General features: G+C 60.8%; 26 protein-coding genes. 14 read left to right on the forward strand and 12 right to left on the reverse strand.

All coding sequences use genetic code 11. The features are described 5' to 3' along the window. Nucleotides 1–186: 186 nt before the first annotated feature. A complete protein-coding gene (locus BQ8482_RS37825) occupies nt 187–570 on the forward strand; it encodes a hypothetical protein (RefSeq protein WP_133254836.1) in 384 nt (127 codons plus the stop codon). A 195-nt stretch (nt 571–765) separates the two neighbouring features. Here BQ8482_RS37825 and BQ8482_RS26715 read toward each other — a convergent pair whose 3' ends face one another. The 5 genes from BQ8482_RS26715 to BQ8482_RS26735 form a co-directional block, all read right to left on the reverse strand. Next, nucleotides 766–1,689, reverse strand: a complete 924-nt coding sequence (locus BQ8482_RS26715) for a formylglycine-generating enzyme family protein (protein ID WP_425294141.1) — start codon at nt 1,687–1,689, stop codon at nt 766–768. Between the two features lie 1,332 nt (nt 1,690–3,021). After that, nucleotides 3,022–3,354, reverse strand: a complete 333-nt coding sequence (locus BQ8482_RS38740) for a hypothetical protein (RefSeq protein WP_208867837.1) — start codon at nt 3,352–3,354, stop codon at nt 3,022–3,024. Then, nucleotides 3,351–3,563 carry a hypothetical protein gene (locus tag BQ8482_RS26725; RefSeq protein WP_123150341.1) on the reverse strand — a complete coding sequence of 71 codons (213 nt, stop codon included), beginning with the start codon at nt 3,561–3,563 and terminating at the stop codon, nt 3,351–3,353. Before BQ8482_RS26725 ends, BQ8482_RS38740 begins: the two co-directional genes overlap by 4 nt. After that, the gene (locus BQ8482_RS26730) at nt 3,560–4,066 is read right to left on the reverse strand and encodes a thermonuclease family protein (RefSeq protein WP_133254837.1); all 507 of its coding nucleotides are present in this window, start codon (nt 4,064–4,066) and stop codon (nt 3,560–3,562) included. The genes BQ8482_RS26725 and BQ8482_RS26730 overlap by 4 nt, the downstream gene beginning before the upstream one ends. 34 nt (nt 4,067–4,100) lie before the next feature. Then, on the reverse strand, nt 4,101–4,718 hold the full coding sequence (locus tag BQ8482_RS26735; protein WP_133254838.1) for a hypothetical protein: 618 nt from the start codon (nt 4,716–4,718) through the stop codon (nt 4,101–4,103). 241 nt (nt 4,719–4,959) lie between these two features. On the opposite strand from BQ8482_RS26735, the gene BQ8482_RS26740 reads away from it, so the two are divergent. The 6 genes from BQ8482_RS26740 to BQ8482_RS26765 are packed head-to-tail and all read left to right on the forward strand — an operon-like array spanning nt 4,960 to nt 10,582. Then, the gene (locus BQ8482_RS26740) at nt 4,960–5,664 is read left to right on the forward strand and encodes a lytic transglycosylase domain-containing protein (RefSeq protein ID WP_123150344.1); all 705 of its coding nucleotides are present in this window, start codon (nt 4,960–4,962) and stop codon (nt 5,662–5,664) included. After that, a complete protein-coding gene (locus tag BQ8482_RS38340; RefSeq protein WP_165848726.1) occupies nt 5,645–5,953 on the forward strand; it encodes a TrbC/VirB2 family type IV secretion system protein in 309 nt (102 codons plus the stop codon). Before BQ8482_RS26740 ends, BQ8482_RS38340 begins: the two co-directional genes overlap by 20 nt. 3 nt (nt 5,954–5,956) lie before the next feature. Next, complete coding sequence (locus BQ8482_RS26750; protein WP_123150346.1) at nt 5,957–6,259, forward strand: VirB3 family type IV secretion system protein; 303 nt, start codon at nt 5,957–5,959, stop codon at nt 6,257–6,259. Continuing rightward, complete coding sequence (locus BQ8482_RS26755) at nt 6,256–8,667, forward strand: VirB4 family type IV secretion/conjugal transfer ATPase (RefSeq protein WP_123150347.1); 2,412 nt, start codon at nt 6,256–6,258, stop codon at nt 8,665–8,667. The genes BQ8482_RS26750 and BQ8482_RS26755 overlap by 4 nt, the downstream gene beginning before the upstream one ends. After that, nucleotides 8,651–9,826 (forward strand): transglycosylase SLT domain-containing protein, encoded by a 1,176-nt coding sequence (locus BQ8482_RS26760; RefSeq protein WP_165848727.1) that lies wholly within the window; start codon nt 8,651–8,653, stop codon nt 9,824–9,826. Before BQ8482_RS26755 ends, BQ8482_RS26760 begins: the two co-directional genes overlap by 17 nt. An 18-nt stretch (nt 9,827–9,844) precedes the next feature. Beyond that, nucleotides 9,845–10,582: a type IV secretion system protein gene (locus BQ8482_RS26765; protein WP_123150349.1), complete on the forward strand. Its 738-nt coding sequence runs from the start codon at nt 9,845–9,847 to the stop codon at nt 10,580–10,582. On the opposite strand, the gene BQ8482_RS37830 is transcribed toward BQ8482_RS26765, so the two are convergent. Then, entirely contained in the window at nt 10,574–10,867 is a 294-nt protein-coding gene (locus tag BQ8482_RS37830) for a hypothetical protein (RefSeq protein WP_133254839.1), read from the reverse strand. The two genes, BQ8482_RS26765 and BQ8482_RS37830, sit on opposite strands and share 9 nt — an antisense overlap. Between BQ8482_RS37830 and BQ8482_RS26775 the strand changes: the two genes are divergently transcribed. The 6 genes from BQ8482_RS26775 to BQ8482_RS26800 all read left to right on the forward strand — a co-directional run bounded on the left by BQ8482_RS26775 (nt 10,845) and on the right by BQ8482_RS26800 (nt 18,183). Then, nucleotides 10,845–11,882, forward strand: a complete 1,038-nt coding sequence (locus tag BQ8482_RS26775; protein WP_123150351.1) for a TrbL/VirB6 family protein — start codon at nt 10,845–10,847, stop codon at nt 11,880–11,882. The two genes, BQ8482_RS37830 and BQ8482_RS26775, sit on opposite strands and share 23 nt — an antisense overlap. A gap of 96 nt (nt 11,883–11,978) precedes the next feature. After that, complete coding sequence (locus BQ8482_RS26780) at nt 11,979–12,695, forward strand: VirB8 family type IV secretion system protein (protein ID WP_123150352.1); 717 nt, start codon at nt 11,979–11,981, stop codon at nt 12,693–12,695. Next, nucleotides 12,692–13,501 carry a TrbG/VirB9 family P-type conjugative transfer protein gene (locus tag BQ8482_RS26785; protein ID WP_051695063.1) on the forward strand — a complete coding sequence of 270 codons (810 nt, stop codon included), beginning with the start codon at nt 12,692–12,694 and terminating at the stop codon, nt 13,499–13,501. Before BQ8482_RS26780 ends, BQ8482_RS26785 begins: the two co-directional genes overlap by 4 nt. Then, nucleotides 13,501–14,946: a type IV secretion system protein VirB10 gene (gene virB10 / locus BQ8482_RS26790; protein WP_123150354.1), complete on the forward strand. Its 1,446-nt coding sequence runs from the start codon at nt 13,501–13,503 to the stop codon at nt 14,944–14,946. Before BQ8482_RS26785 ends, virB10 begins: the two co-directional genes overlap by 1 nt. After that, nucleotides 14,943–15,980: a P-type DNA transfer ATPase VirB11 gene (virB11, locus tag BQ8482_RS26795; protein ID WP_123150355.1), complete on the forward strand. Its 1,038-nt coding sequence runs from the start codon at nt 14,943–14,945 to the stop codon at nt 15,978–15,980. The genes virB10 and virB11 overlap by 4 nt, the downstream gene beginning before the upstream one ends. Before the next feature lie 28 nt (nt 15,981–16,008). Beyond that, nucleotides 16,009–18,183, forward strand: coding sequence for a type IV secretory system conjugative DNA transfer family protein (locus tag BQ8482_RS26800; RefSeq protein ID WP_123150356.1), 2,175 nt, complete (start codon nt 16,009–16,011; stop codon nt 18,181–18,183). A 16-nt stretch (nt 18,184–18,199) separates the two neighbouring features. On the opposite strand, the gene BQ8482_RS26805 is transcribed toward BQ8482_RS26800, so the two are convergent. The 5 genes from BQ8482_RS26805 to BQ8482_RS26820 all read right to left on the reverse strand — a co-directional run bounded on the left by BQ8482_RS26805 (nt 18,200) and on the right by BQ8482_RS26820 (nt 22,191). Then, a complete protein-coding gene (locus BQ8482_RS26805; RefSeq protein ID WP_123150357.1) occupies nt 18,200–18,736 on the reverse strand; it encodes a hypothetical protein in 537 nt (178 codons plus the stop codon). 167 nt (nt 18,737–18,903) lie between these two features. Then, a complete protein-coding gene (gene merBA / locus BQ8482_RS26810; RefSeq protein WP_123150358.1) occupies nt 18,904–21,207 on the reverse strand; it encodes a bifunctional organomercurial lyase/mercury(II) reductase MerBA in 2,304 nt (767 codons plus the stop codon). Nucleotides 21,208–21,315: 108 nt separating this feature from the next. After that, nucleotides 21,316–21,447 carry a hypothetical protein gene (locus tag BQ8482_RS40165; protein WP_280178878.1) on the reverse strand — a complete coding sequence of 44 codons (132 nt, stop codon included), beginning with the start codon at nt 21,445–21,447 and terminating at the stop codon, nt 21,316–21,318. Between the two features lies 1 nt (nt 21,448). Beyond that, nucleotides 21,449–21,745, reverse strand: a complete 297-nt coding sequence (locus BQ8482_RS26815) for a heavy-metal-associated domain-containing protein (RefSeq protein ID WP_123150359.1) — start codon at nt 21,743–21,745, stop codon at nt 21,449–21,451. A gap of 20 nt (nt 21,746–21,765) precedes the next feature. Further along, nucleotides 21,766–22,191 (reverse strand): mercuric transporter MerT family protein, encoded by a 426-nt coding sequence (locus BQ8482_RS26820; RefSeq protein ID WP_123150360.1) that lies wholly within the window; start codon nt 22,189–22,191, stop codon nt 21,766–21,768. A gap of 85 nt (nt 22,192–22,276) precedes the next feature. On the opposite strand from BQ8482_RS26820, the gene BQ8482_RS26825 reads away from it, so the two are divergent. After that, nucleotides 22,277–22,696: a MerR family transcriptional regulator gene (locus BQ8482_RS26825; protein WP_123150361.1), complete on the forward strand. Its 420-nt coding sequence runs from the start codon at nt 22,277–22,279 to the stop codon at nt 22,694–22,696. 106 nt (nt 22,697–22,802) lie between these two features. Here BQ8482_RS26825 and BQ8482_RS37835 read toward each other — a convergent pair whose 3' ends face one another. Beyond that, a complete protein-coding gene (locus BQ8482_RS37835) occupies nt 22,803–23,345 on the reverse strand; it encodes a hypothetical protein (RefSeq protein WP_133254840.1) in 543 nt (180 codons plus the stop codon). Between the last annotated feature and the right edge of the window lie 40 nt (nt 23,346–23,385).

A 23,385-nucleotide genomic window follows, 5' to 3' on the forward strand; every position in this document is an offset into this window, starting at 1 on the left:
CGTCCTCAATCAACGTATTTATCAACTCGATGCAACTTCGCAGCGCGCTTCCAAGCTTTGGACATGCGCCCCCGGATGAAGCGTACAACTGATTGATTTTGGGAAGGAACATGGCCGAAATCATTTCCTTGGAGCGGGCGAGGGACGCCCAACGTAGCTTCTCACCCCACAAGGAGGATGCGCGATATGGCTCTGGCTGTAATAACGTTTAATGGTGAACGCCTTGAGGATCCTATCACTGAAAGGCCGCTCACAACGGTACTTCGACGGCATCGTCAGTTGAGAGAGCAGGTGGAGCGTCTGTGTCGGCGTCTCGTCGAGTGCGAGACGGAAAGTCGGTTTTCAGCGCGGCTCGAGATGCGACTGAACGAGCTCCTTGCCCAGGAAGAGCATGCACGGGACGAGATGCTTCGATTTGCGGTCGAAAGCATCGAGGATTGCGCTGCCAAGGCCGAGCACCTTCGGTGGTTGCTCAACGAGGGCGACAGCGGATTGGAAGACGCCGATTGGAATCTGCTGTTGCAGTCGTTTGTGAATAGTACCCCGGTGGCCGCCGGCGCTTTCTCCTAAAGCTTGCGTGCGGACGCCAAAGGTGCCTGCTAGAAAACGAAGATTTTTCAGAAGGCGCCATCTCGCCGTCGCGAAAGGGTGGAATCTTGCTGTCTAAGCCGACTGCCGGAGTGCACAGGTAGCGCCATTTCCTGACCTTCCAACCCGCCGAATCAAACGTAGTCCTCGGATCCAAAGCGGTCGTTGGTTGCGGGATCACTCCCAGCTCCGGTTCTGCGGTCGCACGATACAGCGAAACCCGAGATGCGAGATCGAGGTATCGATGGGCTGTGCCATGCGCGCGGCAGGCCGGTAGCGCCGGCAGTAGTTCGGCGCGCACAGATGCGAACCGCCCTTGGTGACCTTGCGCGGAATTTTGATGTCCGGCTGGCTCGGATCGAGGCTGCCTTCGCGCGTGCCGCCGCGCGGGTTGGCGGCGCTGCAGCACGGGCTATCAACCTCGACGTGGTCCTGATACCAGTCGGTTGTCCACTGCCAGACATTGCCCGCCATGTCGAAAAGGCCGTAGCCATTAGGTGGGAACGATCCGACCGGCGCAGTGTATTCGAAGCCGTCCTCCAGCATGTTGCGGTAGGGGAATTCGCCCTGCCAGATATTGGCCATGTACCTTCCGTCAGGCGTTAGCTCGTCGCCCCACACAAACTCCGCGCCATCAAGTCCGCCACGCGCGGCAAACTCCCATTCGGCTTCGGTTGGCAATTCCTTGCCGATCCATTTCGCATAGGCCTCGACATCCTCGAATGCGACGTGCACCACCGGATGATCCAACACCTTCTTGATTTTGCTTGCCGGCCCTCTTGGATGGCGCCAGTTGGCGCCGGCGACATAGACCCACCAGTTGTAGTGGTTGCGCAAGTCGACTGGCCCCGACGGCTTTTTGAACATGGTCGAGGAAGGCGCCAGCATTTCGGGCAGCGCACCGGGATAAGCCGCCGCGTTGGCCGGCTTTTCGGCAAGCGTCACATACCCGGTCTCGGCGACGAAGCGCCCGAACTCGGCATTGGTCACGGTGAAGCGGTCCATCCAGAAGCCGTCGACACGCGCGCGATGCGCCGGAGCTTCTTCGGGATAGGCCGTGTCCGAGCCCATCAGGAATTCGCCACCGGAGATCCAGACCATATCGGGATATGGCGGTTCGCGGGGAGAGGTTTGAGCATCTCGCTCGCAGGCTCGGTTCATTTGCCCTGTCAGTGGTTCAACATCTGGTATGAAGCAACAGTGGGCCAAAATCGGAGCGCTGCCTATTGATCTTTGGGGAAATGGCGCCGGTCGGGCTAAGTTCGTGCGGAAAGAGCGGAAAGCCAATGCAAGCTGGCGGCATCAACGTCCGCTTTGCGCGTGACACCACGTGGATGGGACCGGACGTCAGTGGCTTCGGGACGGGCAGGATGCCGTTGTCTTAAAATGCACGTGCACAGCTTCGGCTCCTCGGGAGCCAGTTCCGGCGGACGCTCGGAAGGCGCCTTCTTCGCTATCCAGCGACAGAACACCAAACGATTCAAGCTTTTCTCCCGAACCTTCGCCCGCGCTCGACGGAGCGCACTGATTTTTAACTTGTCGGCCCCGAGCGCCACCGCGCCGAGGACGTAGGTCCGGTTTGGACCTGGTTCTCGACCTTCGGTGTAGTCACCGCGAAGGTCAGTAATGGGTCATGGGCCTGAGTTCGGCCGAGCGCGAGTGAACTTCCGCAAAGGTGAAGGTTTTTCGCGTTCGACGTCCGAGGGGAATTGATCGATCGAACAGGTCCGCGACAAGCCCGATCCAGGCGGTCGCCCTGGCTGTAACGCGGACGACAGTGCGACCCATCCTGACAGGAATTGCGCCAACGGTCGGCCGGTGTTTACGATACCGATCTGCCAGCCTGCCATGAAGTGAAGAGGAGAGTTCACCATGTCCGGGATCAGCCGCCGCGCCTTGCTTCTCAGCTCCGGGAGCGCCGTCATCGCCTCGACGATTGCGGCAACGGCTCACGCCGGAGAGCCGCGACGCCGGGACCGAGAACCGTCCCGCGACCTGCGGGCGCTGATAAAGGCGCACAAGGCAACGTACGCGGCGTTCGGCAACGCAATCCAAGAAAGGGACGGCAGTAATCGCGAACACGACAGAGCCAGCCGGGCCGAGGAAAGGGCACTGCTGGCTGTCTGTGCCTATCCTGCGGTCAGGGAAGGTGATCGCCGGGCCAAGGCCAGATATCTTTTGAGGATCGAGGGCCGCGGCGAGCTCGACTTGGCAGAGCACATGCAGGCTCTTCTCGGTTCGACAAATGTGGAAAGGGTAGGGGACTGGCTTCCGCATCGCGGAACTTGGACGTCCGTGCCTTAATCAGAGCTACGTCAATGCTCGATGTAGCCGCCAAGGCGGCCTATGTGCGGACGCTGCTGCGCGACGGTGGAGCGGTTTGGACGAGAAGGACTGGGAGACGCTTTTGCAGTCGTTTTCAGATCATGACGGCTATTGATAGAGCGAGGCCATCCAGCCGCTCGGGGTTTTAGAAAAGCCGACGATGGATTGTCTCTTCCTTTGGCCGCCGAGACCGTCATAAGTGACGTCAACGGCGCATCGTACACCGGGTCCCAGGGTGTCTTTGTCGCATTGCCCCAACGACAATTGTAAATTCGGCCAATCATTGGGCTTGGCAGCTTGCAGCGACGAACGAGCTTCTTCCTCAGTGGGAATCTCCCATTGGGAGTTTCGAGACGCCGGCGATGTTAGTGCATAGGTTCCGCCAACTCCTATGGCGACACCGATCACGAGAGCGATTGCAGAGGATGTGATGCTGTTCATGAGTACCAAAGACTAAGGAGCAAATCACCTAGAGCCGGAAATTGATCGCACAGCCATGTGAGCGCCAGAAGGAAAATGATGGCGGCTACAGCCCAACCGTTACCGCTGTGGAGATCGGCGAGATCGCGTTCGGTTTGCTTCTGCGCTTCCAACGCCTCTGCCTGCACGATTGTCATAGGGCGGTTGTATTGGGACTCTGGCATGGTCATTGGCCAGCTCCTTTCGTAGCTGCCGGCTGCGAGGACCGCAAAAGCGCCTGAACGGGGTGTGGGAATTTAAAAGCCCACAAGCCCTCGCCGGAGCCTTTTGCGGTCAATTCCGCAACAACATAACTCACGTTGACGGCATTGCCATCGGCATAGGTTGCTGCAAAGGCGAAGCCCGAAGAAATCATGGCTGTGCCAACGTCGATCGTCGAACCCTCGATCTCGGCGGCGCAAACTGTGAAAATCGCGTCGTCCCGCGCTCGCCCGATCGGTTGGCAAGTCACTGCCGCCGTCTGAAACAAGCCTCCGAGCTGAGCCAGCGAAAGACTTCCGCAGTCGCGCTTATTGCCGGCGGCGTCGACAGCGATGCTGCCGCGTATACAGGACTGGATGCCATATAGTCGGTAGACCTGGCCATTGAACTCCCAGGTGTCGCCGGTCTGCAACGTGATGTTCTTGGGGACTGTGAAGCTCGATGCCACCTGCTGGCCATAGGCCGGAAGCAAGGTTGCGGCGATTGTCATCGCCGTCAAAAGAATGTCACTGGCTCGTATCGCCAAGGCCCATTTCCTTTCCCATGACGGCCGACTCGAGGAGGTCGGGGCGAAGCGGCTTGCCCTTCTTGTCAACGGCGATCTGAGCAAAACCCTGGAAGACCATAGAGTCGTCGTCGTTGGCGACGAGGAACGGATCGTTGTTCGACCCTTCGCCAACGCGGGCGAAACAGGACACAGGATCGGGCGTTCCGGGCGTCGCTTGCAGGACCAGTGTCTTGCACAGGATCACGCTGGCGCGCTCGTTGTAGATCGTGCCGGCGTCGTCTTTCGCGGCGTCCTTGCAATCCCACGTCTGCACCCGATTGTAGATGACCTTCTTGGACGGGCACGACGTGAGGCCGCGCAAAACATATTCGACGCCGTTGATCTTGCGATGCGTCGCGTCAATGATTTCGACGGGAGACGAGATTTCGTCGACCTCGCGAGCTACGAGCTTGCCGGATGCATCGTAGCGTTCAAGAACGAAGACCTTCTTGTGAGGTTCGGCGAACTGGCTGAGATATTCAACGCGCGGTTCGGCGAATGGTGACGGCTCGTCCTGGGCGGATGCCGCGCTCATCGAGGCAGCGGCGGCAATCAAAGCGGGAGCGATCAATTTCATGACGGTATTCTCCGTTTTGGCTGCATTTGTGCGCGGCTGACCGAAAGCGTCAAGCGGCTGGCGCGGGCAGCGCCGAAGGCGCAACACGGGCGGCTTGGACGCGCTGAGGTCGCCCGCGCTATGGTCAGCAGCAAAAGGGGCGAATTGCCGACGAGAAAGAAAGCCATGGTTGTAGTCGCTTGTTGACGAGCAGGGTTGCCGCGGTTATGACGTAAGTTAAAGTAATAACCGGAGCGACGCAATGGCCAGAGTTTCGTTCGTCGGAATTCTTGCGGCGGGGGTTGCGCTAGCAACACAGGGCCATGCGCAGGATGCCGTCCCTCGGCACGCTCTGCAACCGGTAAATGTAGCAGCTCGCATGGCAGCGGCGTTTCGGAACGAGAAACCTGCCGCGTACACCGTGACATTGAATCATCAGTCGCCTGAGACGCAGATGCCAGCGGCAACCGAGTGTCCGGGAGTCGACAGCAAGGCCGTAAGCGACCTCGTGCGCGCGGTGGCAGCAGAGGAAGGTGTCGATGCTGACCTGGCCGATGCGGTGGCTTGGGTGGAAAGCCGGCATGGCGCGGCGCGCAAACAATCGTCGGCAGGCGCCGTGGGGATCATGCAGCTGATGCCGGGAACGGCGGGCGATCTTGGCGTTCGTGACAGGTGTGATGTCGAGGCGAACGTTCGCGGCGGCATCAAATATCTGAAGCAGCTTTACGGTGAGTTCAGCGACCCACTGTTGATGCTCGCCGCATACAATGCTGGGCCTGCAAACGTACGTCAGAGCCAGGGCATTCCGGAGTTTCCGGAGACAGCCGGCTACATCATCAAGGTTCTCAACCGCTGGAAGCTGTCAGCCATGGTCGGCTCGTCGCAGCCGGCGAACGTGTCTGAGGTCAATGGAGAAGGGAAACTCGAAAATGCGTGGAAGGACGGACATGTTATTGAAGTGGAGTAAATTCACGCTGCAGTTCGCGGCTGCCGTTGCAATCGGCACGATTTTGCAGCCGATCGCCGCTTTCGCTCAGGACGCGGCGCCAATTGAAAGTGTCTTCGATTGGCTGGTCGGCGTCCTGCAGGGCAACATCGCGCGCTCTATTGCGATCATAGCGGTCTGTTTCCTCGGGTTTATGGCAATGACCGGCCGTCTGGCCTGGCCGCTGGCGTTCTCGATCGTCGTCGGCATCGCTTTCGTGTTTGGCGCCTCGACACTGGTCGACGCAATCCGTGAGACCGCCTCGAGCTAAGACATGAACGACAACGAAGATGACCTGCCCACGGCCGAGCCTGTGAGCCTCGCCTTGACGCGCCCCTTGATGGTGTTGGGAGTGCGTTACGAGGTTTTTTGGCTGAACGGTTTGATCGGCGTCGTGTTCTTCATCGCCACCAGCAACATTCTGCTTCCGCCCCTGGTGGCCGTGATCGGCCACGGGGTGTCGGCCTATCTGTGCCAACGCGACATTCACATGTTTCATATTTTCGAGCGCCTTTTTCTGACCAAGCGGGCGATGGGAAACACCTCGTTTTGGGGAGCCAGGAGCTATTCTCCGTGAGCATCAACGCTGATCTCAAATACGGCAAACAGCGCAAGAAAGAGCAGGGCGTGAGTGAACACGTCCCATTCTTGCGTCATGTGGATGACAATGTATTGGTGACCAAGGCGGGCTTTGTGGCCTGCATCATCCGCATGGGCGGTCTGCCGTTCCAAACGATGGACCAGTCAGAGCTCAACGCCCGTGTCCTGAACCGCAACACCACATTCCGCAATCTCTCGTCGTCGCGCTTTGCCGTCTATGCGACGATCATCCGCCGTCACATCACGCCGGAGATCGAAGGTAGCTTCGACAACCCGTTTGTCGCGGAGCTGGACGCGCGTTACATGGAGGCGCTGTCCTCCAAAAACCTGTTCGTCAACGAAGTTTACATGACGGTCATGCGCCGACCGATGGTCGGCAAGATCGGCTGGGTGGACAAGATTTTTGATCAGTTTCGTTTGCAATCGGCCGGCGAGGAAACCCGCGCCGAAGCACTCAAGGAACTGCACGATGTGACCGACAGCATCGTGCAGGATTTCGGCGCCTATGGGGCGCGCAAACTCGGCGTGGTCGAGCGCAACGGCAGCGTATTTTCGGAGCCTGGGGAATTTCTAGCGAAGATCTTGGCGGGCGCCGATGAGGTGGAAGTCCCGCTCCCCCGAATGAGCTTGGCTGAGGCGATTCCGACGCGGCAACTGCTGTTCGGGCGCGAGGCGATCGAAATCAAGGGGGCAGAGCCCTCTGGTTCGAAATTGGCCGCGATGATCTCCATGAAGGAGTATCCCCCCTACACAACGCCGGGCGGCCTCGACGGGCTTCTTCGCCTGCCTCATGAGATCATCATTACACAGTCCTTCGCCCTGGAGGACCGCGTTGCCGCGATGGGCCAAATCCGCAAGATAGGTCGACAGGTTGTCGGGTCTGACGAAGGGGGCACGTCAGTCGAGCAATCCGTTCACGACGGCATGGACAAGCTGGCGCAAGGTGAAGTCGTGTTCGGCGACCATCATATGACCGTTTGCGTGGTCGCTCGGTCAGTTCCGGAGCTCAACAAGGCAATTTCCAACGTGCAGTCGGAAATGTCGCGTCTGGCCATCATTCCGGTACGAGAGCGTCTGAACATGGAGCCGGCGTTTTGGGCGCAACTGCCGGGGAATTTTAGCTACATCGCACGCAAGGCATTGATCTCGTCGATGAATTTCGCGGGACTGTTTTCGGGGCATAATTTCCCGTCCGGCCAGAAAGATCGACTGCATTGGAAGCGTCCGATCGCCCTGCTCGAGACGACAAGCCAAACGGCCTACTATTTCAATTTCCATGTCGACGACGTGGGTAATTTCACGGTTTTTGGACCGACCGGCTGGGGCAAAACCGTGGCAATGTCCTTCCTGTTGGCTCAAAGCATGAGGGTCGAGCCTCGGCCGCGCTGCGTGTATTTTGACAAGGATCGCGGCGCGGAAATCTTCGTGCGGGCGCTCGGCGGCCGCTATGAAGTTCTGGAACCCGGTGTTCAAACCGGGTTCGCGCCCCTGCAGCTGGACGACACGCCAGAAAATCGGTCATTCGTTGATACGTTGCTCCAGTATCTGCTGAAGCCCGACAACGGCACATTGGAGCCCGCCGAGATCCGGGTCATCGGCGATGCCGTCGATCAGATTTTCAGGATTCCGAAAGAGCGTCGCGTCTTTTCGATGCTGCCGGAGGTCCTGCGCGGTCGTTTGCAACCGGGGATGAACGACCTGACACAACGGCTCGAGCCGTGGCTCGACATGAAGAGCAGAGGGTGGCTCTTCAACAATGCGACCGACCAACTCGACTTCTCGTCGGTGGTGATCGGCTTCGACATGACCAAAATCCTGAATGAGCCGAAAATTCGCACCGCGGCGCTGCTCTATATGTTCTTCCGCATCGATCAGGAGATAAACGGCGATCCCTTCCTGGTATTCCTCGATGAAGGCTGGAAGCTTCTGGATGACGACGTTTTCGTCGAGTTCATCAAGGACCTGTTGAAGACGATCCGTAAGCGCAACGGCGTGGTCGGCTTCGGCACCCAATCCGCTGACGATGTTGCAAAGTCGGCGATCTCGAACACGCTAATTGAGCAGACCTCCACCAACATTTTCTTCCCCAATCCGAAGGCCGATCAGGAATCCTACCGCAGACGGTTCACCTTAACGGCCAAGGAGTTCCGGTTTGTCAGGGAGACGGCGAAGGAAAGCCGCGCATTCCTTGTGAAACATGCGTCGGATTCGATCGTCGCCAAGCTCGACCTCTCGACGATGCCGGACTTGGTGAAGGTCCTGTCGGGCAACGAAAAGACGGTTCGCGAGTGTGAGGAGCTGCGCAAGCACTATGGCGAAGAGCCGACCGCGTGGCTCCCCTATTTTTGTGGATGGGAGACGGAAGCGGATGAGCAGGCAGCTTAGAGCCGGCCCGACGGCCGTATTGTTCGCAACGGCCGTGACGGCGCCGATGCTCATCGCCCCAAGCATTGGTCTGGCGCAAATCGCTGTTGAAGACGATCCCAACCTCGTCGAGCGGAAAAAAGATGAGTTCCAGAACGACAGTTCCAATGAGGAAAAGAAGTCTGAAACTGGACAGCGCAAGGCCGTCGTCTGCACCTATTCGAACAAATACCGAAACGAGATGTTCCGGCGCTCGCCAAAACAGGCGCTCGCGCGCGATGCGGCCAATGTGTCGCTCATCCGGCACTACGCGAAGAAGTATGGCATTTCGGAAGGATTGGCGCTGTCCGTGTCCTACCAGGAAGCGCGCTTCGACACGTGCGCCGGCAGCCATACTGGCGTGAAAGGCGCGATGCAGCTCACCAAGAGTACGGGCCGCGGCCTCGGCTTCGATCGCGATATCAACGAACAGAATGTCGAGGGCGGAGTGAAGCTGCTGAGTCAAGCGGTCAAGAAATGCGGCGGCACGAATTACGCATGCCTCGCCTCTTACTACAACGGTTCGACGGCGGCCGAACAGGCCAATTGGTCGGCTGGCGTCGGGCGCTGGCATGGATACTTCAATGAGTATGCGGGGTCCGGTAAAGCGCCGGCTGCCGCCCCGCCGCCCTTTAGCATCCAGGTTAGCGGCACCGCCGCTGCCGGTGCCGCACAGACTGGCGGTGTCAATGCCGTCAACAAGACGGCTGCGGGGCTCGAAGCAAGCGGTGCGCAGCGATCGCAGTATTCCAGCCTCATCGACACGTTGGCGGCGGGTGTCGGGACGAAGGAAGAATACATGGATGCCTGGGACGAAAACTCCACGTCGCGCGGTTTGAATGCCGACCTGCTCAACCAGCTTATCCAGGGCTCTGCAGCGGTGAACGAGCTGCTGAACGCTCGTCTTCTCCAGCGCAACACCAAGCTCTCTCAGGTGTCAAAATTCGGTACCAGTGAGGGCACGGAAAACCCGTTCTCATGCGATCCCGTCATCCTGGGCAGGCTGGAGGTGCCGGAGCATTTGTGGCCCGGCTGCGCCAAACGCGTCACAGGATCGGGCGGCGCGGAAGAGAGCACACTGGTTCCCAATGCCAACGCGGCGGCGGGTGCTTTGGAAATCATGCAACGCAACGCGCAATAGAGTGAAAGGAGCCCCGTTATGAAACGGACTGTTGCAGCATCGCTATTCCTGGTCGCGTCTACTGCGCTCGGCAATGCGCAAATCGCGGTTATCGACGGCGCCAATCTGGATGTCGCGCGAGAAAACGCCGAAAACACCAGCTCAATCATGAAGAGCAACGAGGACATCCTTGAGAAGTCGCAGGAGATCCTGCAGGCGCTTTCCGGGACGCGAAACGGATCACTCGGCATCGGTCAACAGGGGCTCGGCGGGGGAATGTCGATCGCCTCCGCGCCGTCATTTGGATCGGTTCTCAACGGCGGGACACTCTCCTTTGGCGGGCTTGGTGGTCAGGCGCAACAGATCGCCGGCGCGGTGATCAACGGCCTGCAGCTGGTCAAACAGCTGAAAGCCGTCATCGAGGGTGAGGACCCAGGCGCCGTGAACAGCCTTTACAGCGGCAGCGTCAACGCCTCGGCGCTGCTGGCCGCACTGACGCAGCAAGCTTCGCAAGGCGTGACGACCCGGGAACAGTCATTGCAGTCGGCGACCGGCCAAATCGGTCAGGCGGAGAACGTCAAGGGTTCCGTGGACGAAAACACACGCATGCAGCTGGAAACCGCGCGCTCGATCAACGAGCTGATCGGCGTCCAGAACGGCGCGGTATCGGCCCTCAACGAAGACCTGAAGTTCCGGCTGACGCAACAATCTCAGGTACAAAAGCTGCTGCAATTCAAAGACGTTAACCCGTTCAAGGATGCCGGCGGTTCACAGTAAATCGTTTGCTACGGGGGCGGAGATCGCCGGCATCGATCCGGGGAACGGTGCCGGCGATCGTGACTCTGACGGCGGAGAAAAGCTCATGAATTCTCGGGTGTTTTTGGCGCTGATGATCGTCGCGCTGGCAACTGCCTGCGCGAGACCGGGCCGTGAGCTCAAGGCGCCTTGCGGCCCGATTTCCTCGTACGCGGCCAATGACGCGTGCGGCGAGTTGAAGCCGGCAAACTCGGCATTCGACAAGGTGATGTCGGAATAAGGCATGAACCCCGTTTCGACCATCATCAGCGACCTTCTGAGCGGTGTCGATCAGGCCGGGGCTCGCTTTGTAGAGGTCCTGTACAAGCGCATCGGCCTTTATAGCGAAAACCTGTTCTTCGCGATGCTGGTCCTCTATGTGGTCATTTGGGGTTACATGCAGATTTTCGGCCGCTCGACGGCCTCGCCGCTGGAGGCCGCGTGGCGTCTCGGCCGCGCGATGTTCATCTACTGGATGGTCACGAACTGGGCTCCGTTCTCCGAGACGATCTATACGCTCGTCCAGTCGATCCCGGAAGTTCTGGCCAACCGCATCGTCCAAACGATTTCGTCGACGACCGGCACTCAGGTCTCGTCGGTCGATGCTGTGCCGGCAATGTTCGACGCCCTCTACGAAGCGACGTTGCGGGTGGTGCCCGAACTCTACACGTCAGTGTTGACCGACTTCTTCGGCGCCCTTTTGGCGATCATCATCATCATTTTTACGCTGCTATTCATCGGCGTCGCCGTAGCGGCGATTATCGCTGCAAAAGTCCTTCTTTTCATCATCCTGGCTCTTGGGCCGGTGTGGATCATCATGGCCCTCTTCAATTATTCCTTCAAATTCACCGAAGGCTTTTTCTCCGTCACTGCGAATTTGGTGGTGCAGCAGTTGCTGATCTACGGCTTCCTGGGTTTCTACTACTACATGGTTCAGCTCTCGGTTTCCGCGATGGAGGGCGGCGCCGGGACCGACATAACCGGCAAGCTTTCTCACGTGATGCCACTCCTGCTGGTCACGTTGGTCGGGTTCTATGTTCTGTTACAAATACCCATCATCGCCGGCATTTTGACCGGGAGCGGACCGATAGGCACCGCCGGAGCCATTCACGGCATTCGGCGGGCGGCAAGGGGAACAGTGGACAACGCAGTTACGCGGACCACGAGGCGGGCTGGCAGTTCGCTTCTTAGGAGATCAGCCGAGGGACGTCCCCGATTTGCGGCTGATGTGGGGAAGGCAAGCATTCAACGCGAGACGGCCAAAAACGCGTCCTCGCTATAGGGTCCACGGGAGACGGCAGAAAGCGCCGAATTCGTCATCAATCGCTTGCGATCTGATGGCGGCGAGAAGCGAACTTGAAAGCAAGGCTAAATTAAAGTGTCAAACGCACCGACTGAAACTGGCTTGGTCGACCAGCGCTACTACCAGCAAGGCAAATCGTGGGAAGACGACACCCATCGCCGTTTACGGCGGTCGCGAACATTCGCTTGGCTGCTGACCGGCGTCTTCGGCGTCATAGCGCTTCTCTCACTGGTGGCGCTCGTCCTGGTTTTTCCGCTCAAGCAATACGAACCCTATATGGTCGCCGTCGACAAAACGACGGGCCACCTCGAGATTGCACGAGCCCTGAAACCGGGGGACCTGTCCCAGGATGAAGCGGTCACGGCGGCGAACATCGTGCGCTACATCAGGGCGCGCGAGACCTATGACCCGCGCATGATCAAATCGAATTTCGATCTGGCCCAGCTCTATTCGACCGGAGCAGCTGCCGACGATCTTGTGCGGGAATTTACGCCATCAAATCCGAATTCCAGAGACAAGCGCTACGGGATGGACACGACCATCGCCGTAACAGTGAAATCGGTTTCGTTCCTGAATCGCACGACAGCCACGGTCCGCCTTTCGACCGAGGAAACGCGGCAGAACACAACGCGGCGCGAGCACTGGGTGGCGGTAATCAAATTCCGCTACACCAGCACGCCGCTCAAAAATGAGTATCGGTTCGATAATCCATTAGGCTTCCAGGTCACGGAATACCGGCGTGACCAGGAATCGTTGCCCGACGCCGCGCCGGCCGACAGGACGGTACAGTGAGGCGGCGCCTGAAAACGGTGGCGCTGTCGGCCGCCCTTTGCCTGGCGTTGTCGGTCCCGGCGCTCTCGCGCGACAGCCGGATTCGCTACGTCACCTTCAACAACGACAATGTCGTGACGGTCCAAGCGGCGATCGGCGTCTCGACGATGATACAGCTGAGCCCGACGGAAGTTATCGAAACGATATCGGCCGGCGACACGATCGGATGGTCGATCGTGCCGAAAAAGGGCTCGGGCATCCTGTTCGTCAAGCCGCTGGTCGAAAAGGCCGAAACCAACGTCAACATCGTCACCAACAAGCGGGTCTATTCCCTGCTCCTGGTCGGCTCGCGCGAACCGTCCTTGCGGGCGTCGTTTCATGTTCGGTTCAAATACCCCGACGAGGACGTGAACGCGCGGCTCCTCGCCCAAGCCGAAGAAAGCGCCCGCAATCCATCGCTGAAGAACATCGACCCGTCGATGCTGAACTACGACTATGCCTATCGCGGTGATGACTCGCTCAAACCGCGCGTCGTGTTCGATGACGGAACGAAAATGTTCCTGCAATTCACGGGCGACGTGCCGGCGATCTTTGTTGTCGAAGCCAAAGGCCGTGAATCTCTGGTGAACCTGCGCACCGAAGGCGAATACATGATCGTCGACAAGGTTGCGGGGCAATTCACCCTGCGGGCCGGCGACAAGACGTTGTGCCTGTACAACCGTCAATCCCCATCGCAGCGCATGCCGGACCCGATTGGAGACATTTATGGCCCGGCAAAACTCGACAAGAAGAGCGAGCGTGGGCAGTTCGAACAGAGGAACCGCTGATGTCGAACATAGACTATCATGAGCTCGACGGCGGTAGCCCGGTTGCCCGGCGAAATGCAGGTTTGGGCACGAAACTCGGCATAGCCGGAATCGGGCTGCTTCTGGCCGGTGGCCTGTTGTATATCAATTGGCCGAGCGGGCCGTCCGACCGGAACGCGACATCGAACGAGGACGAGGCTTTCGAGACCTCGACTTTTCAGCCGCGCGAGCCGGCGACGCCGGCGACGGCATTGCCCCCGCAAGACCAGATTGTCATTCCGCCTCCTCCGACTCCGCCGCCGCAACAGTCGACCGATGTCGACCAGACGGTCGCACCTGGCGTCGATCTCGAGGAGCAGCGCCGCTTGCTCGAACAGCAAATGCGCGAGGCCGAGGCACGCCGACGTGCCGAGGAAGAGGCCCGTCGGCGGGAGGAGGAAGCGCGATTGGCGGAGGATGAACGCAAGCGCAAGGAGCAGGAAGAAACCGAGCTGTGGGAGCGGCTGCGCTCGAACCAGATCGTCACCGACGGGGAACAGGACGCCCCGACAGGCGACGCGGCCGCGGCCATCGCCGGCGACGGACAGCTCAGTCCTGTCCCTGGGGCAGACCTGGACCCCAACAAGGCATTCCTCGCCCAGGCCGAAAGTAGTCGGAACGCTCAGGCGACGGCGACGAAGAACTACCGCACGGATGCCCTGATTGCAGAGGGCACCATGATCCGCGGGTTTCTTGAAACGGCCATCAACACCGACCTGCCCGGCATGGTCCGTGCGGTTGTTCGCGAGGATGTGTATTCCCTTGACGGCCGCCGCGTGTTGATCCCGAAGGGATCTCGGCTGACCGGCGAATACAAGTCCGGCATTGCTCGCGGCCAAACGCGCGTTTTTATCGTCTGGAACCGGATGATCCGGTCCGACGGCGTGTCGGTCAACATCGGTTCGCCTGGCGCTGACAGCCTCGGCCGTGGCGGCATGGCCGGTCGCGTCGATCGCCACTGGCTGGAGCGCTTCGGCTCGGCGATTGTGCTGTCGATCGTTGGCGGTGCGGCGGAATACCTTTCGGCGCTCGCCGACCCGAGCGGCGGCCGGCGCCAGGAGACCATTACCCGTGTCGATCCTGTCACTGGCGAGGTAACGACGATCACGATCGATCCGGAGCGGACGGAAGAGGAAGCCCGTGAGATCGCGATCGAGCGCTCCGCAAGCACAATGACCGAACTGGCCAAGGAGGCTTTCGAGGATTCGCGCAACATCCCGCCGACGATCTATGTCGACCAAGGGACGTCGGTGATCGTTTTCGTGCGGCGCGATCTCGATTTTTCGGAGATCTACGCCGATCCGGTCCAAGAAGAGCTGGCGAGACTGAAACGCGGCGGCAAGCCGCGTGTCGCGATCGACCCTGTTCCCCTCTACATGACGCCGAAGGACAACTGGTTTCCGGCAGCACCCCCGGTGACCAAATGAACATGATCAAACACCCGGTCGCCGCGTCGGGCCCATATGCCAAGTTCCCAATTCTGGCAATGGAACTGGAACCGCTTCACGAACTGCTACGGCAGGACGATGTTTCCGAACTTTCCGTCAACAGGCCGGGCGAAATCTTTGTCGAGCGGCTTGGCGCCACGGAAATGGAGCGGATCGCTGACGCTAGGCTGACCGACAAATGGATTCGCAATCTCGCAACACTTGTCGCCAGCTCGACCAATCAACAGGTGAATGAGGAAAAGCCGATCCTGTCGGCGGCGCTCCCCAGCGGCGAGCGCATTCAGTTCGTGCTGCCGCCGGCAGCTCCGGACGGCGGCGCAATTTCGATCCGCAAGCAGGTCATCATGGACATGACCGTCGACGACTACGCCAAGCGCGGCGCCTTCGAGGAAACGCGCATGGGCAACGAGCTCGGTTTGTCGGAAGAAGAAACGGAGCTGGTTGGGCTGATCGGCGACTCCGATCCGATGAAATTTCTGGAGCATGCGGTCAAAAATCGCGTGTCGATCGTTGTTTCGGGCGGCACGTCGACCGGTAAGACGACCTTCCTGAACGCCTTGCTAAAGCTCATTCCTCCGGGCGAACGGATCATCACGATCGAGGACACACGCGAGCTGAAGCCCGCCACGCCGAATACGGTGGCCCTGCTCTCCTCCAAGGGCGACCAGGGCTTAGCGAAGGTCGACGCACAAAGCCTGCTGGAGGCGTCGTTGCGTATGCGGCCGGACCGGCTGTTGCTCGGCGAGTTGCGCGGCGCGGAAGCTTTTTCTTTTCTGCAGGCGATCAACACCGGACACCCCGGATCCTTGACCACGGTGCATGCCAATTCGGCGCGCGCCGCCTATGAGCGCCTGGCGCTGATGGTCATGCAGGGCGGCGTGAAACTCTCGCGCGACGAGATCATGGATTACCTGAAAGAGGTGATCCCGATCGTGGTCCAGCTCTCGCGCCGGGATGCCGGCCGGCGCGTCGTGAGCGAGATCAAATTCACAAAGGCCGAACGCCTCGGCTGAATCTGAGAAGGCGACGAATGAGGGCGTGATGGCACAGATCATAAAGGGATTGTTCGTGACGCTCATGGTCGTGGCCGTGGGCGTTGTTTTTTTCGCCATCGCCTATGCCGCCGTCCATTGGTACGAAACGGGCTCCTTCGCCCTGATTCAGGATCTCGACCAGGATCCTTTTGCCACCCTGCGCCGCGCCTACGCCGACGTCGCCATTCTCGGCCGCTATCAGCAGGCGCTTTATGCGGCCGGCCTGGCATTGATCGGCGTGATGGTGCTGGCTGTCATGACCGTGCTGATGACGCGCAAGGCATCGAATGACGCCAGGTTTCTTAGCTTGGCGGAAGTCAATCGGGCCGGTTTGACGAAACGCGGCGGCGTCTTCATCGGCCGCGTGGGCGGCAGCCTTGTGAACGTCATCGGCGCGTTCACCCAACGCGGTTCTAACAAGAGGCACTTGACCAAGCCGAAGTTCATAGGCGGAAAAAAGCTATGGGTCGATGGCGACGACGTCGGCGGCTTCGTCGTCGGGCCGCCGCGATCAGGCAAGGGTGCCGCGTTGGTCATCCCGAATGCCCTGCTCTGGCCGGATTCGCTCGTCGTGCTGGACATGCGGGGCGAGACGTATCAGGCGACAGCAGGCTATCGCTCGACCTTTTCCAAGGTCATCCGGTTCTCGCCGGCCGACGAAAAAGGCGAGACGGAATGTTACAATCCGCTCGATTTCATTAGCCTCGACACCGACCAGCGCGACATCGACATCCGCAACATCGCCGCCGCGCTCTTTCCGCGTCCGACGACAGGCGAAACCTATTGGGTCGACGATGGTCGCATGCTTTTTGCCGGCGTGATCTCCTACGTCATGGAAACGCCCCGCCTCGAGGACAGCCAGCGAACGCTGCGCCAGGCGCTTCGCATCATGAATGGTGCCGACCGGCCGTTCCTGGATTGGATTCAGGCACTCCGCGAGGAGGAAGCACGGGAACTTTCCGACTACACTCTGCAGATGCTCGCCAGTTACGCCGACATGTCGGACAAGCAATTTTCCGGCCTGTTTGGCAGCGTGCGAACCGGGCTAAACCCGTTCATGAACGAGCGGCTTTTGCGCGCGACCGACAAGAGCACGTTCGACATCCGCAATCTCAAGCGCGAAAAGGTCTCGCTCTATCTCGACTTCCGTATCGAGCAAATCCGATCCATCGGACCGTTGTTCAACGTCCTGATTTCGCAGCTGATGAACTATATGGCCAAAGAGCTGCCTGGGCGGGGTGAGAACCGCGTCTTGATCCTGCTCGACGAGTTCCAGAACCTCGGGAAACTCGAAAACGTCATGGAAGCGGCCACCATCCTCGGCGGCTATGGCGTGCCGACCTGGTTCTTTGTCCAGTCGCTCAAGTCGGTGGACACCATCTATCGCGAGGAAGGCCGCAAGACGCTGGTCAACTCCGCGCGTGTCCAGGTGTTTTTCGGCGCGCAGGACGCCGAAGACCTGAAATACATTTCCGACACCCTGGGCGAGCGCACGGAAGTCCAGAAGGATGTCAGCAAGACGCAAGCGACGATGTTCGACATGCACCACGCGCGCACCGTACATGTAAAGGAGGTCCGGCGGCCTTTGATGCGCCCTGACGAGATCCGCACCATGAGCCGGAACAAATGCATAATCCTTCCTCGCGGTTCGCACGCGATTTTCGGCACACGCAATTTCTATTTTGCCGACGCTGAGCTGTCGAAACGTGCCTGGATGCCGATTCCGGCTTTCAAGGCGGCGGCCGCCAAGGTGGACACAGAACCGGATGCCGGCCGGAAAGCAGCACCAAAGCCGAGTGCTGGTTTTGGCGACATGTTGGTTCCGCCGCGGTTTGCGCGCGCGAATGAAGCGGCGCCGGCACGAACGCGGCCGCGCGGCGCCGTTTTCGCGGCCAAGGCTGGCAGGCGCCCTCCCCCGCCGGCGCGTCCGGTCACCGTGACGACCTACATTGCAGCCAACCCTAAACCATCGACCCGGCGGCCACCCCTGCCTCGGAACAAGCCCGACTTGGCTGCGATTACGCGCGCCGCTGGGCACAACGACGCAGTATCGACAGAAGCACAGGCAAAGATCGCTGAGGCAATCAGCCGGGTCGCCAAGGTCGCCGCGAAGGCGGCCAATAAATCGGAAGCCGGCGCCGGCTTGCGGGATCTCGATACGGCCTTGCAGGGCGTTGATTAGTCAAGACCTTGCAAAGTCAGTGCGGCGCGCCGCCTTGAAGAAGATACCGATATCCGGTCGTCGTCGTCAGCGCCCGCGCCAAGTGGGTATAGTGGCCGACCGCGCACCCGAAGCGGCGGCGGATCTCGCGGGCAAAGTGCACGTGGTGAACGCCGGCCTCCCACGCTAGGCTATCGAGCGAATGATCGTGGATCTGCTCCTGCACCTGCACAAGCCACGGCGGTGGAGCGCTCCGCGCTTCGAGACCGGGACGCTCGGTGAGTTCGGTGAGAAGCACAACAAGGGTATGCGCAACGGAGGTGGGCGACAGATCGTCCGATGTCTCAATTTCCCGGCGTAATTGAAAGGCGAGCCAATGCAGCGGCGCACGGCGTGCTGCGTTCAAGCGCTCGAAATCGACGACAGTGTCGCCGGCGCCGAGCATCTCGGGGTCGATAGCCACCGTCAGGCAGTGGCTGCCTTCGTGCGAAATGCGCGCACTGTAATGCACTCCGGGCGGACGGAAGATGAGCGATGCCGGACCGAAGGCGAGCCGCGTGCGACCCCAGTCCACCGAGTAGCTTCAGTCGAGTGTAAGGCAAAGTCCTGCCCAGCGGAGTGGTTCGGCCGGAACCATGGTGGACGCACAATAGGCGGCTTCTCGAACCTTAAATCTCGGCCCGTCGAGCGCGTTCAGGGGGCGGACGCACCTATGGCTATTCAGGCAATCGGATTGCTGGTCTAGCCTGCGCAGCATGAGAGCTTCGCCACGTCCTTATCGAAGGCGAGCGCCGCTAGCTTCAGGCCTTCGACGGTGGTGAGATAGGGGAAGATCGTGTCTGCAAGATCATTGATCGTAAGGCCCTGCCGGATCGCAAGTGCCGCAGTTTGGATGCTGTCCGCCCCTTCCGGCGCAAGAACATGCGCGCCGAGCAGCCTGCCACTGCCGGCCTCGGCGACAAGCTTGATGAGCCCGCGGGTGTCGCGGGCGGCAAGCGCGCGCGGCACCTGGTCGAGACCGATCGTGGAGACACGGACGGCATGGCCGGCCGCACGCGCCGTGGCCTCGGTCAGGCCGACGCTCGCCACCTGCGGATCGGTGAAGACAATGGCCGGCATTGCGCTGTTGTCGTAGCGCAGGTCGTCGCCGTTGAGGGCGTTCCTGGCGGCGAGCTTCGCGCCATAGGCGGCCATGTAGACGAACTGGTCGTGGCCGGTGACGTCGCCGACGGCATAGATGCCGGACCGGGTGGTGCGCATGCGGTCGTCAACGATGATGCCGCCCTTCGGCGAGACGACGACCCCGTGCTCGGCTAGCCCGAGGCCTTCGAAGTTGGGCGCGCGCCCGGTGGCGATAAGCACTTGATCAGCGTCGATCGTCGTCTCCTGGCCATCGTGCGCGACCGTGAGCGCAACGCCGTCGTTACTCTTCCGGATCGCGCGGTAGGCAATGCCCGAGACAACAGCAATCCCCTCGTCGGCAAAGTACCCCGTCAGCGCCGCGCTGATCTCTGGCTCGGCTTCGGGGAGCAGGCGGGAGCGGCACACCAGCGTCACCTTGACACCGGCGCGCCCAAACATCTGGGCGAGCTCCACCCCGACATAGCCGCCGCCGATCACAAGCAGGGAGCGGGGCAGCTCCTCGAGGTCGAGCGCCGTCGTGCTGGTGAGATACGGTACAGTCTCGATGCCGGCGATGGCGGGCACGGCCGGTCGCGCGCCGGTCGCGATGATGATCTTGGCGGCGGGGATGCGCGTGCCGTTCACCTCGACACCGCCGTCCATGAGACGCGCCGGCCCGTCGTGGTAGGCGATGCCGTTGTAGGCGGGAAGCAGATCGACATACTTAGCCTGGCGCAGCTCGGAAACGAGCGTGTCCTTCTGCCGAACGGTTCCCCGCCAGTCTGTCACTTCGGCTTCGGCCGTAATGCCGGCGAAACGTGCCGCCGCCCGAGCATTGTGCAGCGTCTCGGCGGCGCGGATCAGCGTCTTTGACGGCACGCAGCCGATATTGACGCAGGTGCCGCCAATGGTGCCGCTGCCGATGAGCGCGACCTGCGCGCCCTGATCGGCAGCCGTGATCGCGGCCGAAAAGCCGGCCGAGCCGGCGCCGATCACGGCAAGGTCGTAGGAACCACTATTGCGGCCATTCGTGCCAAGGCGCCGATGTGTCACGGGCCTGTCGTGCGATGCGGTGTTGCCCGGCGACTGAAACTCGCCTTGTGCTCCGGCCGCATCGTTGTCTTGGCTCGCGATTGCGTCGACACCGGCAAGGCTCGGCCCGAATATCGCCCGACCTGCCTCAAGAGCTTCCTCGATCGACAGCCGGAATCCTGGTTCATCGGATTGACGCTCCTGACGCCACGTGGCGAGGTGATCCTCCGAACAGAAGAAGGCCGTATTCGCACAGAGCGAGTTCGCAGCGCACTCACCTTCGTATCGGACGCTTTGCCACATGACCGCCGTCCGCGGCTCGACCTGGGCTAAGCCCTTACCGCGATCTCGCGTGGTGATGCGGATCGGCGCGCCGCAATGGCGGCAGCGCGATGCGATCGCGATGTCGTGGCCGGTCATGGCGCCGATGCCGAGGGCGTCGACCGAGCACATGGCATTGAGTGAGCGTCCGTCCAGTGTGACCCGGTGGCCGGTGTCGCGGTCGGTGACGGGATAGGCGCCGACGATTTTGTCGCCGTCGAGCACGACAAGGTCGCGACGGCGGAGCTCGTCGAGCAACGATTGGATGGCCGTCTCGTTCAGTCCCACGCGTATGGCAAGCACGGCTGGCGTCGGCGCTCGCCCGTGTTCCACGTAGTGCTGGAGAAGGGCAACGCGCACGCCGTCCGTGGCGGGGTCGTAGCCGCTCCAGCGATTGAGCACATGGTCAGAGCCGACCATGGCCAGCAGGGCGTCCTTGACTGCGGGCGATGAAACCACCGACCAGTCCGGAAACGTCACGCCCGGCCGCACGGCAAAGTTCGGCGGTGGTTCGGATGCGGAAGCCGCAACCTTTTCCCGGGACGAAGAGGATGCGCAGCAATCGTTCATGGCTTCAGGCTTTCCTTGAAGGCTTTGTCTCACATCGGATCGTTGTGGGATGGCGATAGAGGCCCAGGGCGAGGACCACGAGGAAGGCAAAGAGCAGCGGGAACACGATCATGTCCGCTCCCGCAATCCAGGCCCTAGGCCAATCGCCGGCAGAACCACCGCAAGCACTGGCGTGGCGCGGCAGATCGCGGCGATGATCGCACCCACCGTGCCGGTGAGGATGAGCGCGCGGTCGTTCATGTCAGCTGCCTTGCCGCTGCGTCGGGCGGGCCGGATAGCCGGCATTCATGCTGGCTGCCGCGATGGCATCGGGGTTCGTCTTCGCGTCGTCGAAGGTCACGGTCGCGGTCTTGGCCTCGAAGGAAACGGCCACCGTCGTCACGCCCGGGACCGCCGCCATCGAGGTCTTCACGATGTAGGGGCAGGAGGCGCAGGTCATGTTGTCGACGGCGAAGGTGACGATGCGTTCGGCGGCGAAAGCAGCCTGCGCCGTCATCACGGAGCCAATCAGGGCGAGAGCGCTCAAATACGTCTTCATGGCATGGATCTCCTCTTTGCTCAGGCGCGAAGCAGCAGCGGCGCGACATAGTCGAAGGCGAAAGCAGCGGCGACGAGCACCGTTGCGGTCCAGAGCGCGATTTGCACGAGGCGGTTGGGGATCGGGCGCGCGCAGGCGGCGTCCTCGGCGCAGACCCGCCGCGGCTTCCAGTAGACGAGATAGAAGCCATAGCCGAGGACGCCCGTCGTCCCGGCGACGAAGAGCGGCTTGTACGGCGCGAGCGCCGTCAGATTGCCGATCCAGGCACCGCCGACTCCGAGGCTGAATAGAACGAGCGGCACGATGCAGCAGGAGGAGGCGGCGAGCGCACCGAAAATGCCGCCGATCGCGACCAGGCGCTGCCGTTGGACCTCGCCTCGATCCGACGCGAGCACGTCATCCGTGGTAGGCGTCATGCCCGCCGTGCCGGGTCGCGAAATATCCATGTCCGTCCTTGCTGTCCTTGTCGAAATCGTATCCGGGTCGTAACATGCGGTCTGTAGCAACTACAGGGTCAAGAGGGTATTTGCGATGGGCGATCACGCTGGCGTGAATGGCTTGCAGCGGGCCGAGTTGGCCCGGCGGACGGGCTGCAATCTGGAGACAGTGCGTTATTACGAAAAGGTGGGCCTTCTGCCGGAGCCGCCGCGCACGACCGCCGGCTACCGCAACTACGACACCACCCACGAGCGGCGCCTGCGCTTCGTTCTGCGGGCGCGCGAGCTCGGGTTCTCCCTCGATGAGATCCGTGAGTTGCTGCGTCTCGTCGACGAGCGCGACCAGCCCTGCGCCGAGGCAAGCGCGGTCGCCGCAGCTCGCCTTGACGATGTGCGGGCAAAGATCGCCGATCTGAAGCGCATGGAGCGGGTGCTCAAGGACGTGGTCGCGCAATGCGCCGGCGGCACGCAGCCGGAATGCCCGCTGATCGAGACTTTGTTCAACGAGAGATGATCAACTGATCGGGCGATCACGGCCAGGAGTGAAGGGAACGAGGCCATGAGCGCGAGACGTTCCGCCGTGGGTAGTCCAGCCTGCTTTGCGCCGGCCGTGCTCACGGTTACCGGTAGCGTGGAGGTCTGCTCCCGAGGAAATTGCCGTTGGGCTGTGTCGCCCCGAACAGCCGCATCGCGTCAAATTTTCCGGTTCGAGAACCGGAAGGTTGCGCCAGGAGCAGACCTTCAGGCTGAAATCCGAACCAGACCTTCAATTGCTGACGATTGACCCAGCGTGGGTTGCGGCCGCCATAGAGCGTACAGCATGAGTTCGGAAGCACGAAGCAAATCTCTGAAATGAATGCCTTTCCGTATTTGATCCGCCCAATAGGTCGTCGCCACGAAGTGACGAGCGATTTCACTTTGACCTTCCACTGGCTGGAAGCCGTAGCGTCGATGGATCGTGGGCCGAAGGAGGCCGTACAATGACTCCACACCGACCGCTGCTTGCTGAGACCATTGCCCTGACTTTCAAACAGGCCCTGCACGAACGAGAGTTCGAAGTTTCGGAGGTGATCCTGCAAGCCCTGGAACGCCTGAATGCCAGCTGCCCTTGCGAGGGGGTGCTCACAGAAGCCGTTCTTCTGATCGACAACGATTCGCGACATCGGTCGAAGCGCTCGGCACATTGACCGCTGCCGGACACGG

It is taken from the genome of Mesorhizobium delmotii (assembly GCF_900149755.1).
GTDB lineage: Bacteria > Pseudomonadota > Alphaproteobacteria > Rhizobiales > Rhizobiaceae > Mesorhizobium > Mesorhizobium delmotii.

Excerpts from the sequence above, each read along its gene's own strand:
- merBA (WP_123150358.1), bottom strand. The coding sequence starts at position 21,207 with ATGAACGATTGCTGCGCATCCTCTTCGTCCCGGGAAAAGGTTGCGGCT.
- BQ8482_RS37835 (WP_133254840.1), bottom strand. The coding sequence starts at position 23,345 with ATGTCGCGAATCGTTGTCGATCAGAAGAACGGCTTCTGTGAGCACCCC.
- BQ8482_RS26775 (WP_123150351.1), top strand. The coding sequence starts at position 10,845 with ATGAACCCCGTTTCGACCATCATCAGCGACCTTCTGAGCGGTGTCGAT.
- virB11 (WP_123150355.1), top strand. The coding sequence starts at position 14,943 with ATGAACATGATCAAACACCCGGTCGCCGCGTCGGGCCCATATGCCAAG.
- BQ8482_RS26820 (WP_123150360.1), bottom strand. The coding sequence starts at position 22,191 with ATGGATATTTCGCGACCCGGCACGGCGGGCATGACGCCTACCACGGAT.
- BQ8482_RS26715 (WP_425294141.1), bottom strand. The coding sequence starts at position 1,689 with ATGGTCTGGATCTCCGGTGGCGAATTCCTGATGGGCTCGGACACGGCC.
- virB10 (WP_123150354.1), top strand. The coding sequence starts at position 13,501 with ATGTCGAACATAGACTATCATGAGCTCGACGGCGGTAGCCCGGTTGCC.
- BQ8482_RS26725 (WP_123150341.1), bottom strand. The coding sequence starts at position 3,563 with ATGACCATGCCAGAGTCCCAATACAACCGCCCTATGACAATCGTGCAG.
- BQ8482_RS26765 (WP_123150349.1), top strand. The coding sequence starts at position 9,845 with ATGAAACGGACTGTTGCAGCATCGCTATTCCTGGTCGCGTCTACTGCG.
- BQ8482_RS26735 (WP_133254838.1), bottom strand. The coding sequence starts at position 4,718 with ATGAAATTGATCGCTCCCGCTTTGATTGCCGCCGCTGCCTCGATGAGC.
- BQ8482_RS38740 (WP_208867837.1), bottom strand. The coding sequence starts at position 3,354 with ATGAACAGCATCACATCCTCTGCAATCGCTCTCGTGATCGGTGTCGCC.
- BQ8482_RS38340 (WP_165848726.1), top strand. The coding sequence starts at position 5,645 with ATGTTATTGAAGTGGAGTAAATTCACGCTGCAGTTCGCGGCTGCCGTT.
- BQ8482_RS26750 (WP_123150346.1), top strand. The coding sequence starts at position 5,957 with ATGAACGACAACGAAGATGACCTGCCCACGGCCGAGCCTGTGAGCCTC.
- BQ8482_RS26740 (WP_123150344.1), top strand. The coding sequence starts at position 4,960 with ATGGCCAGAGTTTCGTTCGTCGGAATTCTTGCGGCGGGGGTTGCGCTA.
- BQ8482_RS26760 (WP_165848727.1), top strand. The coding sequence starts at position 8,651 with ATGAGCAGGCAGCTTAGAGCCGGCCCGACGGCCGTATTGTTCGCAACG.
- BQ8482_RS26825 (WP_123150361.1), top strand. The coding sequence starts at position 22,277 with ATGGGCGATCACGCTGGCGTGAATGGCTTGCAGCGGGCCGAGTTGGCC.
- BQ8482_RS26800 (WP_123150356.1), top strand. The coding sequence starts at position 16,009 with ATGGCACAGATCATAAAGGGATTGTTCGTGACGCTCATGGTCGTGGCC.
- BQ8482_RS37825 (WP_133254836.1), top strand. The coding sequence starts at position 187 with ATGGCTCTGGCTGTAATAACGTTTAATGGTGAACGCCTTGAGGATCCT.
- BQ8482_RS37830 (WP_133254839.1), bottom strand. The coding sequence starts at position 10,867 with ATGATGGTCGAAACGGGGTTCATGCCTTATTCCGACATCACCTTGTCG.
- BQ8482_RS26815 (WP_123150359.1), bottom strand. The coding sequence starts at position 21,745 with ATGAAGACGTATTTGAGCGCTCTCGCCCTGATTGGCTCCGTGATGACG.
- BQ8482_RS40165 (WP_280178878.1), bottom strand. The coding sequence starts at position 21,447 with ATGAACGACCGCGCGCTCATCCTCACCGGCACGGTGGGTGCGATCATC.